This is a genomic window from Pseudomonas alkylphenolica (assembly GCF_000746525.1).
GTDB classification, from domain to species: Bacteria; Pseudomonadota; Gammaproteobacteria; order Pseudomonadales; family Pseudomonadaceae; genus Aquipseudomonas; species Aquipseudomonas alkylphenolica.
On the sequence record NZ_CP009048.1, the window covers coordinates 2026536 to 2038852 of the forward strand.

Annotated in this window: 17 protein-coding genes; 8 read left to right on the forward strand and 9 right to left on the reverse strand. The window is 62.9% G+C overall.

The genetic code is table 11. From position 1 onward, the window contains the following. The first annotated feature begins 178 nt into the window (after positions 1 to 178). Positions 179 to 472 carry a transposase gene (locus PSAKL28_RS09470; protein ID WP_038608001.1) on the forward strand — a complete coding sequence of 98 codons (294 nt, stop codon included), beginning with the start codon at positions 179 to 181 and terminating at the stop codon, positions 470 to 472. Then, positions 469 to 1329: an IS3 family transposase gene (locus tag PSAKL28_RS09475; protein ID WP_051939191.1), complete on the forward strand. Its 861-nt coding sequence runs from the start codon at positions 469 to 471 to the stop codon at positions 1327 to 1329. Before PSAKL28_RS09470 ends, PSAKL28_RS09475 begins: the two co-directional genes overlap by 4 nt. 174 nt (positions 1330 to 1503) lie before the next feature. On the opposite strand, the gene PSAKL28_RS09480 is transcribed toward PSAKL28_RS09475, so the two are convergent. Beyond that, positions 1504 to 2058, reverse strand: a complete 555-nt coding sequence (locus tag PSAKL28_RS09480) for a UPF0149 family protein (RefSeq protein WP_038609380.1) — start codon at positions 2056 to 2058, stop codon at positions 1504 to 1506. A gap of 171 nt (positions 2059 to 2229) precedes the next feature. Here PSAKL28_RS09480 and PSAKL28_RS09485 point away from each other — a divergent pair, with 171 nt between their 5' ends. The 6 genes from PSAKL28_RS09485 (at position 2230) to PSAKL28_RS09510 (ending at position 6040) form a co-directional block, all read left to right on the forward strand. After that, positions 2230 to 2463, forward strand: a complete 234-nt coding sequence (locus PSAKL28_RS09485) for a Pathogenicity locus (protein ID WP_038609383.1) — start codon at positions 2230 to 2232, stop codon at positions 2461 to 2463. A 100-nt stretch (positions 2464 to 2563) separates the two neighbouring features. After that, positions 2564 to 2788: an MbtH family protein gene (locus PSAKL28_RS09490; protein WP_038609386.1), complete on the forward strand. Its 225-nt coding sequence runs from the start codon at positions 2564 to 2566 to the stop codon at positions 2786 to 2788. A gap of 10 nt (positions 2789 to 2798) precedes the next feature. After that, positions 2799 to 3518: a thioesterase II family protein gene (locus PSAKL28_RS09495; RefSeq protein WP_038609389.1), complete on the forward strand. Its 720-nt coding sequence runs from the start codon at positions 2799 to 2801 to the stop codon at positions 3516 to 3518. A 71-nt stretch (positions 3519 to 3589) separates the two neighbouring features. Then, complete coding sequence (locus PSAKL28_RS09500) at positions 3590 to 4141, forward strand: hydrolase (RefSeq protein WP_038609392.1); 552 nt, start codon at positions 3590 to 3592, stop codon at positions 4139 to 4141. A gap of 77 nt (positions 4142 to 4218) precedes the next feature. Beyond that, on the forward strand, positions 4219 to 4887 hold the full coding sequence (locus tag PSAKL28_RS09505) for a hypothetical protein (RefSeq protein ID WP_038609395.1): 669 nt from the start codon (positions 4219 to 4221) through the stop codon (positions 4885 to 4887). Between the two features lie 73 nt (positions 4888 to 4960). After that, entirely contained in the window at positions 4961 to 6040 is a 1080-nt protein-coding gene (locus tag PSAKL28_RS09510; protein ID WP_038609398.1) for a DUF1615 domain-containing protein, read from the forward strand. 122 nt (positions 6041 to 6162) lie between these two features. Here PSAKL28_RS09510 and PSAKL28_RS09515 read toward each other — a convergent pair whose 3' ends face one another. The 8 genes from PSAKL28_RS09515 to PSAKL28_RS09550 are packed head-to-tail and all read right to left on the reverse strand — an operon-like array spanning position 6163 to position 12266. Then, positions 6163 to 7074, reverse strand: a complete 912-nt coding sequence (locus PSAKL28_RS09515; protein ID WP_038609401.1) for a metal ABC transporter substrate-binding protein — start codon at positions 7072 to 7074, stop codon at positions 6163 to 6165. Beyond that, positions 7071 to 7970: a metal ABC transporter permease gene (locus tag PSAKL28_RS09520; RefSeq protein ID WP_038609404.1), complete on the reverse strand. Its 900-nt coding sequence runs from the start codon at positions 7968 to 7970 to the stop codon at positions 7071 to 7073. The genes PSAKL28_RS09515 and PSAKL28_RS09520 overlap by 4 nt, the downstream gene beginning before the upstream one ends. Beyond that, positions 7970 to 8719 carry a metal ABC transporter ATP-binding protein gene (locus tag PSAKL28_RS09525; protein ID WP_038609406.1) on the reverse strand — a complete coding sequence of 250 codons (750 nt, stop codon included), beginning with the start codon at positions 8717 to 8719 and terminating at the stop codon, positions 7970 to 7972. The genes PSAKL28_RS09520 and PSAKL28_RS09525 overlap by 1 nt, the downstream gene beginning before the upstream one ends. After that, a complete protein-coding gene (locus PSAKL28_RS09530; protein WP_038609409.1) occupies positions 8716 to 9636 on the reverse strand; it encodes a metal ABC transporter substrate-binding protein in 921 nt (306 codons plus the stop codon). The genes PSAKL28_RS09525 and PSAKL28_RS09530 overlap by 4 nt, the downstream gene beginning before the upstream one ends. Before the next feature lie 14 nt (positions 9637 to 9650). Further along, on the reverse strand, positions 9651 to 10220 hold the full coding sequence (locus tag PSAKL28_RS09535; RefSeq protein WP_038609412.1) for a DUF6162 family protein: 570 nt from the start codon (positions 10218 to 10220) through the stop codon (positions 9651 to 9653). Next, entirely contained in the window at positions 10217 to 10537 is a 321-nt protein-coding gene (locus tag PSAKL28_RS09540; RefSeq protein ID WP_038609414.1) for a hypothetical protein, read from the reverse strand. Before PSAKL28_RS09540 ends, PSAKL28_RS09535 begins: the two co-directional genes overlap by 4 nt. Further along, entirely contained in the window at positions 10537 to 11073 is a 537-nt protein-coding gene (locus PSAKL28_RS09545; RefSeq protein ID WP_038609417.1) for a PA2404 family protein, read from the reverse strand. Before PSAKL28_RS09545 ends, PSAKL28_RS09540 begins: the two co-directional genes overlap by 1 nt. After that, the gene (locus PSAKL28_RS09550) at positions 11070 to 12266 is read right to left on the reverse strand and encodes a PepSY-associated TM helix domain-containing protein (protein WP_038609420.1); all 1197 of its coding nucleotides are present in this window, start codon (positions 12264 to 12266) and stop codon (positions 11070 to 11072) included. Before PSAKL28_RS09550 ends, PSAKL28_RS09545 begins: the two co-directional genes overlap by 4 nt. Positions 12267 to 12317 lie beyond the last annotated feature (51 nt).

Below are 12317 nucleotides of genomic sequence, written 5' to 3' on the forward strand. Positions count from 1 at the left end.
CCACACCTAAGCCGGCGAAGTTTGCGCCAGGAGTTACCGAAGAAGAGGGGGCGTGGCATACAGCAAGAGCGAAGCGGACTGTGCTCTTGATCTTGATCTGCTTTTGACTTTGACTGGAACTGTCCCATGACAACGGACGCCAAGAAGCGATACTTACATCGCTAACTTGGAGGTTCCCATGTACCCACCAAATCGCCGTAGCTACACCGACGAATTCAAGGCCCAAGCTGTTGCACTGGCTGAAACGGTCGGCAGAACCGAAGCCGCTCGTCAGCTAGAGATGTCTGTTAAGACGCTGGATAACTGGGTCGATGCGTCACGCAAAGGTCTTCCGTTGAGTTCACCGGAGCGTCAACCTGTTACCAAGGAGAGCAGCGAGCTGGCGCGATTACGGGCCGAGAATGCTGAACTCAAAATGGAGCGTGAAATCCTAAAAAAGGCGGCGGTATTCTTTGCCAAAGAGTCCAGGTGAGATACGCCTTCGTCGCTAAAGAGCGGGCTCAGTTCCCGGTGCGTTTGTTGTGCCGGGTGTTGGGCGTGTCAGCTTCAGGATTTTACGATTACCTAAACCGCCCGGTTCGCCCAGATCCAGACAAACAGATTCGAATTGATCTGCGCAGGATCCATGCCGCCAGTCGAAGCACCTATGGGCGGCCACGGTTGGTCGAGGCATTGCGTCAGATACCTCATCGAGTCGGCCACAAACGGGTTACGCGGCTGATGCACGAGGAAGGTATCCATGGCAAACCCAAGGCTCGCTTCCGGCCCCAGACCACGGACAGTCGCCACTTCCAGCCTGTCGCACGCAATGTGCTTGACCGTCAGTTTTCGGTACAGAGCGCCAATCCAGCCTGGGTGAGCGACATCACCTACATTTCAACCCGAGAAGGCTGGCTGTACCTGGCGGTGGTCTTAAGCATCCAGACCCGCCAGGTGCTGGGCTACAGCTTGGCGGACAGGATGCCGGATGATTTGGTTGAGCGCGCATTTATCAACGCTTGGAACGCCAGTTTGGGGCCTTCTGGGGTTGTGTTCCATTCCGACCAGGGACGCCAATATACGAGCAGCAAATTTCGCCAAGCATTGGCCGAAAAAGGCTTTACGCAGAGCATGAGCCGCAAAGGAAACTGCTGGGACAATGCCGTCGCTGAAAGCTTTTTCGCTACGCTTAAGAAGGAAGAAGCAAGCGGGGTCTATCAGAGCAAGAGGCTAGCTTATGGGGCAATCGCGAGCTACATCCATGGTTTCTACAACAGCAGTCGGCTGCATTCGGCGTTGGGTTATCGTTCACCGAACGCTTATGCAAAGGGCTTGAAGCAGAAACCTTAACACCCAGCTTCTTGGCGTCCGCTGCCAAGGGACAGTTCCAGACCTACCGGCCCCTGGTGGGGCGAGTCCATACATAAGGGCGCAACGGTGACTCCGTGCCACCACTGCCGATGGATATGTACTCAAACCCGAGGGCCATCGCGGGGCAAGCCCGCTCCCACCGAGGCAGGTATATCAGCGCTGACCTACCCAATAATCATGCAACGCCCGCGCAGCCGGCTCGATCGCCGCCACCCGCTGACGATGCAGCACCACATCCAGATCCACCGGCAACTCATAGTTATCCTGCTCGGCACAATCCGTGATCACCTGCAACCGACCCGCCAGTCCCTCGGGCAGCTCCGGCCAGTTACCGACAGCAACCCCACGCACATAGCCAAAGCACCATTCCTCCGCCAGCGTCAGTGGCTGACCGCGATGCTCCGTCTGTTCGAAGCGCGCCTTGAACGCCTGTGGCTCGCTAGCCAGCTGGCTCGCCAGCGTATTGAGATGACGCACACAGAGGTCGATAAAACGCCGGCACTCTTCAGGCTTTTGCCATTCCGGCGTCTGCCCGCCCCAGATCGCCGGGAACCACTCGGCAATGTCCACCTGCACCGGGCTCGACACCAGCGCAGTGAAGTAACCGTCCAACTCGGACGGGTTGAGCACCGAATGGTCGTCGCCGTACTTGAGCAGGATGTCTTCGATGAACTCGAACTCGCTGGGGCTGAGAGGTTGGGCTTGCATAAAAAGGGTCCTTGGCGAGGTGAGCGTGAAAAAAGCGGGGAGGATGGCCCTTTGCGAAGAATTTTTCCAGTCTGGACAACACTATAAGCCGTACCCAAGCCCTCTGGCACTGGCCTTTGCCCGGTAACTGTGGCTTGCTGGGCACTCTTTTGACAGTACAAGGACGTCATCATGTCATTCCCTGCGAACGAGCGCGCAGCACTGCTGGCGGTCAAGGGTGTAGGCCCCACCGTAGTCGAGCGCCTCGAACAACTGGGCTATCACTCCCTGGCCCAGCTGAGCCAGGCCGATGCCCTGGAGATCGTCACCCAGGCGGCATCGCTGGTGGGCTCCAGTTGCTGGAAAAACAGCCCGCAGGCGCGCGCGGCGATCCAGGCCGCCATCGCCCGGGCGCGGCTTGGTTGAGGCCGCTCACCACACTAAATTCCAGCGCAGGCTTTTCGTTCTCTTGGTAGCCACCGTACGTCAGCTGTGCGGCGGGCCCATTCAATCCAGGAGACAGGCAATGACATCCGTATTCGACCGCGACGACATCGTGTTCCAGGTAGTGGTCAACCACGAAGAGCAGTATTCCATCTGGCCCGACTACAAGGCCGTGCCCGCCGGCTGGCGTACCGTTGGCAAGAGCGGCCTGAAAAAGGAATGCCTGGCCTACATCGATGAAGTCTGGACCGACATGCGCCCGCTGAGCCTGCGCCAGAAGATGGCCGAAACCGCAGCGTCGCACTGAGGGCCGGCTTGTGTCGTCACTGACTCTGTTGTGCCTGCCGTATTCCGGAGCCAGCGCCATGGTCTACAGCCGCTGGCGGCGCAAGTTGCCGGCCTGGCTGAACTTGCGCCCGGTGGAGTTGCCCGGGCGCGGGGCGCGCATGGGCGAGTCGCTGCAAACCGATATGCAGGCTCTGGCGCGGCAGCTGGCCAATGAGCAGCGCCTGGCCGCCAGTCAGCCCTATGCCTTGCTCGGTCACAGTCTGGGGGCATTGCTCGCCTTCGAGCTGGCCCACGAGTTGCGGGCCCTCGGCTGCCCGTCGCCAGTCGCGCTGTTTGCCTGCGGCACGGCCGCACCGACCCGGCGTGAAGATTACGACGGCGGAAACTGGCGCGAGCCGAAAAGCGATGAGGTACTGATCGATGAGCTGCGCAAACTGCAGGGCACACCGGAAGAAGTGCTGGCCAACCAGGAGCTGATGAGCCTGACCTTGCCGGTGCTGCGCGCCGATTTTCTCCTGTGTGGCCGTTACAGCTACCGCCAGCGCCCGGCGCTGCATTGCCCGCTGCATGTGCTCGGTGGTGAAGATGACCGCGCCACTGAAGAACAGCTGCTGGCCTGGCGTCGCGAAACCTTGGGTGATTTTTCCCTGGAGACCTTCCCCGGCGGCCACTTCTTCATTCATGAGCATGAAGACCGGGTGCTGGGTGTGCTCGGCGCCACGCTGGAGCCTCATCGCTTGTCGGCCTGACACTGAAGCATTGACGCAACGGCCGGCGCTGGGCGAGCCTTGGCGGTTCAACCACGACGCAGGTGCAAGGAATGTTGATCAAGCCGAACCAGGCCAGCTTGCTGGTCATCGACGTGCAGGAAAAACTCATTGGTGCCGTCAGCGACCCGGCCGGTACCCTGGCGCGCACGCGCTGGCTGATGGCCGCCACCGCCGAGCTGGGGCTGCCGACGGTGATTTCCGAGCAGTACCCCAAGGGCCTCGGGCCGACCGTCGCAGCCCTCAAGCAGGCGTCACCGGAGGCCCAGGTGGTAGAGAAGCTGCATTTCTCCTGCGTTGCCGCTCAATGCTTGCCGGCGTCCTTGCTGGCCCGTGAGCAGGTGATTGTCTGCGGCATGGAAACCCATATCTGCGTGCTGCAAACCGTGCTCGGCCTGCGCGCGCTGGGCAAGCAGGTGTTTGTGGTCGAAGACGCCTGTGACTGCCGTGGCGCCCACAATCAGGCGGCGGGTATTGCCCGTATGCGTGATGCCGGAGCGCAGATCGTCACCCGCGAGATGGTGCTGTTCGAACTGCTGGAAAGCTCGGGCCACGAACAGTTCCGCCACATCAGCAAGACCTACATGGTCGGCGAACAGCCCTGAAGCATGCACGGGCAGGTGGCTCGGGGTCGGCAAGTGCATTAGAGTGCGCGGCAAATTCATATCGACAGGATGTTCCCATGAAAGCCCGCGCCTTGCTGCCCCTCGTTTCCACTCTGGTGGTTGCCGCCATGCCTGTGGTTGCCCAGGCCCAGGCCAGCCTGGCCCAGGTGTTCAACGGCGAAATGCTCGGTACCAACCTCAAGTACTTCGAGTCGGTTGCCGGCGTTGCCCGCACCAGCCTCGGTGACAAGCACACTTACAAGGTGCAGGGTTGCGAGATCACTGCCGACGCTACTGGTGGCACCATCAATGACCTGCGCCTGGTCCTGTCGCCGACCTGCAAGGCGGATCTGCGCTCCTTCATCGGCGACTTCGCGCCGCCCGCCAACCAGCCGCTGACTTTCGCTGCGCTGCACCAGTCCACCGGTGGCCCGCTGGAGTTCTACGCCGATTGTCTGGAGATGTGCGGCAACGCCTATGACCCGTCGGTGTATGCACTGTGGGAAGGTCCGCGGGCGATCGGTTTTACCCAGGTGCTGGTCGAGGCCATGCTCACCGATGACACGGCCATCGACGCCGCGGGCAAGTGGAGCACGGAGATGAAAAAGCACAAGGGCGAGGATTTCGTCATCGACAACAAGTACAACTGCGAGCGCAGCTTCGATCCGATTGCGCTGCAGAGCTTCAAGCCGGTGGCGATCACTGCCGTGACCATCGGTACCCAGCTGAGCAAGCCGGGTTGCTGAGTAGCAGCCTGATTGCAGCCGGGCATGGCCCTCGCTACTGTGCTGGTGTTACCGCAAGAGGCGAGGGTGCTGCATGCAAGTTCGAGGTTTAGTTCTAGCCGTTGCCGTGTTGTTGACGGTGCAGGGCTGCGTTACTCAGCGCGAAGAGCCTGAGGCGGAACCTGTCAAGGTGCGGGCGCAGATCGTGCGCTTGCTGCCTGCCGCAACCAAGGACCGTGAAGGCTGGGCGCGCGACATCCAGACCGCCTTCGCCACGCAGAAAATCAGCCCCAGCCGCTCCAACCTGTGTGCGGTGCTGGCGGTGACCGAGCAGGAGTCGACCTTCCAGTCCGACCCGCAGGTGCCGGGCCTGGGCCGTATTGCTCGCGAGGAAATCGACCGCCGCGCCGCCCGCCTGCATATCCCGCAAATGCTGGTTAACGCTGCATTGCAGACCCGCTCTCCCAACGGCAAGAGCTACAGCGAACGACTCGACGCCGTGCGCAGCGAAAAGCAGCTCAGTGCGATTTTCGATGACCTTATCGGCAGTGTGCCCCTGGGTCGCACGTTGTTGGGTGATTTGAACCCGGTGCGTACCGGTGGGCCGATGCAGGTCAGCATTGATTTCGCCGAGCGCAATGCCCGCGACTACCCCTACAGCCATACCGGGACGATCCGCCAGGAAGTCTTCAGCCGCCGTGGCGGCATGTATTTCGGCATCGCTCACCTGCTTGGCTACCCCAGCCACTATGAGCGCCAGGTGTACCGTTTTGCCGACTTCAACGCCGGTTGGTATGCCAGTCGCAATGCGGCGTTCCAGAGCGCCTTGAGTCGTGCCAGCGGGGTGAAGCTGGCGCTGGATGGCGACCTGATCGCGCCGGGAGCGATCCTGCCGGGTACCACCGAGAAGGCCGCGCGGCGTTTGGGCGAGCAGCTTGGCTTGCGTAACCCGAGCATTCGCGATCAGCTGGAGAAGGGTGACAGCCTGGCGTTTGAACAGACCCGGTTGTATAGCGGGGTCTATGCCCTGGCGGAAGGTAAATCCGGTAAACCGTTGCCGCGAGCGCAGTTGCCGGGGATTGAACTGAAGAGCCCGAAGATCACCCGCAAACTGACCACGGCCTGGTTTGCCAACCGGGTGGATGAGCGCTATCAGCGGTGCATGAAGCGCTGAGCTTAATCAGAAACAGAGGGCTTGCTTGCGGTGGGAGCGGGCTTGCCCCGCGATGCGATGTGACTGAAAAATCGCTATCGCGGGGCAAGCCCGCTCCCACCGGGTTCACAGCTCCCGCCGGGTCAGCCGGCGATCAAGGCATTTACGACTTGCTCGACACTGGCCTTCAACCCCACCAGCGTATCTTGCGGATCAGTATCCACCACCAGCAGCTTGGCACCTGAAGCCGCAATCACCTGCGCCACTTCCTTGCTTGGCTGCTTGTGATGCAACACCAGCGCCACATCCTGCCCCTTGAGCTCGTCACCCAGGCGTTTGAGCGCTGCCGCATCCCACTGGTCGTCCGCCACCCGCGGGTGGTCGATCAGGTCCAGGTTCAGGCCGCTGATCAGGTAGTCCAGACGGTCCGAAAGATTCACCACACTAAGGTTGTCAGCCTCAGCCAGGCGCGCTTCGCTCCCCGCGCTGAGTTCCAGCAACTGACGCTTGAGACTGGCCAGGTTGGCCTGGATTTTCGGTTGCTCGCCTGGGCTCAGGCGGCCCAGGTCGTTGGCCAGCACATCGGCCATGCGCCCGAAGTTGCTGGGGTTGAGCCACGGGTAGGCGGCAAAGGCATTGTTGCCTTGTACAGCGATCCCCGGCAACTCGCCGTCCACCGGGCGGGCGGCGTCGATTTCGACGATGCGGATGTTGCTGCGCCGCGCCACCGGATACAGCGGGTCGTCGCTCCAGATCGAACGCAGGGCGATCACCGCATCGGCCTGGCTCGCTGCTTTCTGCAAGCTCGCGCCACCGCGGCCACTGAAGTAGGACGGCTGGCGCGACGCCGGAATGTTCGCCGGCGCGGCGCGCTGCAGCTTGACTGCGGTGCCATCGAGCAGGGCGCTGGCCAGGGCGTGGGTGACCGGCAGCGAGGCGAGCACGGTGATGCCCGCCGCTTGCTGGGCCGCAGCCGGGGCGTTCTGCGCCAGGCTCAAGGTGGGCAGGCCGGCCAGGGCCAGCGCCAGGCACAGGTGCTTGAGATCGAAGGTCATGCCGGATTTCCTTGCAGGCGTGGGACAAGGCCGCGGGCCAGGGCGGCGAGGGCGAAGCAGCAGCCGGCGACGAGGATGATTGCCGCGCCCGAAGGCACCGGCAGGTCGAAGACGATCGGCAGCAGGATGCCGACCAGGGTGCTCAGGGTGGCGATCAGCACCGAGGCCCAGAAGAAGCCCTTGAGCGACTGGCTGATCAGGCGTGCGGCAGCGGCCGGAATCACCAGCAGGGCACCCACCAGAATCGCACCGATAACCTTCACTGCCGCCACCGTGACCAAGGTCACCAGCACCACGAACAGGTAATCCAGGCTTTTTACCGCCACACCACGCACCGCCGCCAGCTGCGGGTTGAAACTGGCGAGCATGATGCGGTTGTACAGCGGCAGGGCCAGCGCCAGTACCAGCGTACCGACGACGCCGAGCACCAGCAGGTCCTGGCCGCTGACGGTGAGCACCGAACCGAACAGGACGTTTTCGAGGATGTGTACGTTGATCTTGCCGGCGAGCATCAGCAGCAGACTCGCGCCCAGGGCCAGGGACACCGAGAGGAACACGCCGATCAAGGTGTCTGGCGACAACCCGGTGCGGTTGCGCAAAAAGTTCAGCAGGATGCCGAACAGCAGGCAGTAGCCGAACAGGCTGCCATACGGACCGGTGTAGGGTTCACCGAGGAGGATGCCGATGGCCACCCCAGTCAGCGCCGCGTGGCCGACGGCCTCTGAGAAGAAGGCAAAGCGCTTGACCACCACCAGGGTGCCAAGCCCGCCGAGTACCGGGCCGATCATCAGGCCGGCGAGCAGGGCGTTGACCACAAAGCCATAGGCCAGGGCCTCAGGCAGATAACCGGAACTGGCCCAACCCTGGATCAGCAGGCGAAATTCTTCGTAGTTCATCAGGCGACGCTCTCGCTGCGCGGGTGGATGGAGAACAGGCTGAGCAGGCGATCCGGGGTCAGGGCCTGTTTCGGCGGGGCGTCGAACAGCACCCGGCGGCTGAGCCCGGTGACCTTGTCGGCCAGGCGCGCCACCGCTTGCAGGTCGTGTTCGATCCACAGCACCGTGGTGCCGGCGGCGCGCCAGTCCAGCAGCAGGCGTTCGAACACCTGGATGCCGGCTTCGTCCAGCGCCGACATCGGCTCATCCAGCACCAGCAGTTGCGGGGCCGGAATCAGGCCCTGGGCCAGCAGCACGCGCTGACGTTCACCACCGGAGAGGGCGCCCATGCGTCGCTTGCGCTTGTCGAGCATGCCGACCCGCTCCAGCGCCGCGTCGATAGCCGGGGCAACCTTGCGCGACAATCCAAGAAAAGCCGGTCGGCGCTGACACATGGCCGCCATGAAATCGTCGACGGTCATCGGCAGGCCGCGGTCGAACTCCAGCGCCTGCGGCACATAGCCGATCACCTGCGCATCCGTCGGCCAGCTCAGGGTCAGCTGGCCCTGGTGCGGCATCTGCCCGAGCAGGGTCTTGATCAGCGAACTCTTGCCGCCGCCGTTGGGGCCGACCAGGGCGTGAACGCTACCGGTGGCGACCTTGAAGCTGACCTGGTCGAGAATCCGCGTGCGCCCCAGGGTCAGATCGATGCCAGCGAACTCGATGTCCGGCCCGCATGGCTGGGTGATGACGATTTCGGCGACGGTCATGCCTGCGACTCCTTGATCGCCCGCACCACGGTGTCGAGGTTGCGCTTCATCTCCACTTCGTATTTCTCCTTGCTGTAGTCGCCATAGGAGATGTGCGTCAGCGGGTAGATCTTCACCCCGGACTCGCGCTGGATGGTTTCGACATAGGCCGAGGGGAAATCCATTTCCGAGAAGATCACTTTCACATCCAGGGCCTTGAGCTGGTCGATGGTTTTCTTCAACTGACTCGGGCTCGGCTCGATGCCGTGGGCCGGTTCCACCACGGCAGTGACTTCCAGGCCGAATTCACGCACCAGGTAGTCGTAGGCGGCGTGGATGGTGGCAACGCGGAACTCCGCGCCCGGTGCTTGCGTGACCTGGGCCAGGGCGTCGGCGCGCAGTTTGCGCAGGCGTTTGGCATAGGCACGGGCGTTCTGGCTGTAGTACTTGGCGTTGTCCGGATCGAGCTTGCCCAGCTCGCGGGCGATGTTGTTGATCTGGGCGATGCTGGCGCTGATCGACAGGAAGGTGTGCGGGTTGACTACCTTGCCTGCGCCGCGCGCGGCAACACCGGTGGCGGCCAGCAGCGGGACGTTGGTGTTGGATTCGATCACGGTGATTTGCGGCTTTTCGCTGGCGGCGATCATGCGGTCGGCAAAGTCATCGTGGCCGATGCCGTTGAGCACCACCACATCGAGGCTGCCGATGCGCTTGATGTCCTCGGCCCGTGGCTCGTAGGCGTGAGGGTTGAAACCGGCCGGAATCAGCGGCACCACTTCGGCCTTGTCGCCAACGATGTTGGTCACGTAGCTGTAGTACGGGTGCAGGGTGATGCCGATACGCAGCGGCTTGCCATCGACGGCGGCCTGGGCCAGGCCGGGCAGGGCCACAGCAATGAGCACGGTCAGAAGACGACGGGCGAGGGTGGAGCGAAGCATGGGGCGTCCTTGTGTCAGTGGCGATGCTGGCGGGTGACGCCAGCGTCGTAGTGGGCGGCGATCTGCTGCCAGCCGGCGGCGATCAGAGCGGCGGGGGTCAGCTCGGCAGGCGCACGGGCGTCAGCCTTGCGCTGCAGCCAGACATCGGCGGCGCCGTCGTGCTGTGCAGGCACCAGCATGAGGAAACTGCCGGCCACGCTTGGTGACTGGCTCAGGCCGAGGTAGGCCTGTTCGCCGAGCCGTTGCCATTGATGCTCGCCGCGGCTGGCGCTGCTGGCATCCTTGATGAACGGCGGGAAGCCTTCTTCGACCAACACTGCAACCTCGACCAGGGCCGGATCTTCTTCGCGGCGCAGCTGGATTTCCTCGAAGGCCACCCGCAGGTCGGCATACACCCCTTGCTCGGCGGCGCTGAGGTCGCGGCGGGCGTCGAGTTGATGGGCCTCGATGCTGACTTCGTCATGACGCTCGCCGCGCAGGGCAACAATGCCCGCGGCCACGGCGAGGATCAGCAGGCTGACCAGCAACACATACAGGGTTTCATGCCCGGCACCGGCCGGGCGCACCACCTGGACCCGGCTCATTGCTCGATATCTGCGTAGTCGATTTCCACCACGTGGCCGGGGCCGGCGTCGAACAGCACATAGAACTCGCCTGCGGGGCGCTTGAAGGTCAGCTTGGAGTTTTCCCCGAGCTTGCCGGGCACGAGGATTTCTTCGTTGTAGCCGATCACGTCGAGGGTCACCCCCGGCGCGCCGCTGCCATCGGAAAAGCCGCCGGTGCATTCGATTTGCTCGCCGTCGATCGGCTTGCACTCGCACATCGGGTTATGGGCCAGGGCCGGGCTGGCGGCGCCGAGCAACAGCAGGGGCAGGAGCAGCTTGCGGACGGTGGACTTCATCATTTGCCTCCTTGTTTGTTCAGCCAGGCGACGGTGGCCGGCGATGCCTTGGCCAGCGGTATAGATGCCTGGTGCATGCTGCCGTCCCAGCCTTCGAGGGTGATCCAGATTTCAGCGTCCGGACGGGTTTTGACCGGGATCGGCAGGCTGGTCGCCATGCGGTATGGCGGGCCGAAGAAAATCGTGCCGGCAGCACGCAGGCTGCGCGGTTTGCCGATACGCAGATAAACGGCCTTGATCGATTCGGTGCAGGTTCTGCAGAGGCTGGCGTTGAAGGTCTTGAAGTGGCCAGCCGGGCCGTCGGCCAGCGGTGCCTGGTCGCGCAGCTCGGCCAGTTGCAGGCTCCAGGGGCCGACCTGGATTTCGCCCAGCTCCCGCTCACCCAGACCGTTGTCACCACGGAACAGCGCCGTTTCGGCAAAGTATTTGGGCATGAAGCCCAGCGGGATCAGCACCAGCAGGATGTTCAGATGAAAGCGCCATTTATGCCAGAAACGGCTCAGCGGGCTTTGCGGCGCAACTGTTGCCTTGCTCATAGGCTGGCCTCCGTAGCGGTATCGGCGCAGGTCCTGTTGCTCTTGCGCGAAGTGCGTTCAGTGCGTTTCAGCGCCGCGGCGGTGGCCTGGGCGGTGCGTTTGGTCCAGATCAGCAGGCCGCTGAGGACCATCATCGACAGCACCAGGCCGAAGAAGGCCCAGATCAGCTTGATGGCCAGGCCGCCGAAGTCGCCGGTGTGCAGCGGGCGCATGGATTCGGTGACGAACTCCAGAGGCGAACGGTCGCCGACCAGGAACTGTGCCTCGATCTTGCTGTTGTAGGGGTTGACGTTGGCGGTCTGGAACATCAACGGATACCAACCGCGCCCGCCCAGGTAGACGTGGGCGTAGGCGTTGCCGGGCAGCGATACGAAACTCACGTCGAGGCCGGGAATTTGCGCCTTGGCGATGCGCGTGGCTTCATCCAGATTGATGCGTGGCGCAGGCTCGCCGGACTGAGTCAGCGGCACATCCTCGCGGGCGATTACCGGCACCACAGGCTCGGTGGAGACGGTGATGTGGTTGTCGGCGAGGATCGCCTGGATCAGGAACCAGGTGCCGGTGATGGAGATGACCGCGATGAACCAGATCGACCAGATTCCGCTCAGGCGGTGAAAGTCGCCCCAGAAGATCCGCGCGCCATGGTTGAAGCGCAGCGTTGGTTTGAAGAACCCTTTCCAGAACCGCTTGTAGACCACCAGCCCTGTGACCAGCGAGGCCAGCATCGGCAGGCCGAGCAGCGACACCAGGTACCAGCCCCAGCTGTAGCCGTTGGTGAAGGGCACCAGCCACCAGCCGTGCAAGGCACGGGTAAAGTCCTCAAAGCTGAAGGACGGGCTCTTGCCCTGGATCGCCCCGGTGTAGGGGTTGACGTAAAGCATCGGGGCGCTGCCGTCGGCATAGGTCACGGCCGCGTGCAGGGCGAAGTGCGAGCCGTCCGGCTGGCTGAGAAAACGCACGGCCATGTCTGGCTCGGCCTTGTTCAGGGCGTCGAGCACCTGCTGGTAGCTGAGCCGCTCGGCATCATCGCTGGGTTTGCTGGCGCGCACATCCGGGTTGGCCAGCCAGACGATCTCCTGGCTGACCACGGCCAGGGTGCCGGTAACGCAAACGATCAGGACGAAGAACCAGATCGGCAGGGCGAGCCAACTGTGGACCAGAAACCAGAGTTTTGAGCGTGACTTTTTCGACATGAGCCTGTCTTTTGTAGGTGAACGGTCGGCAGCCGCACTCGTCAGTTGGCT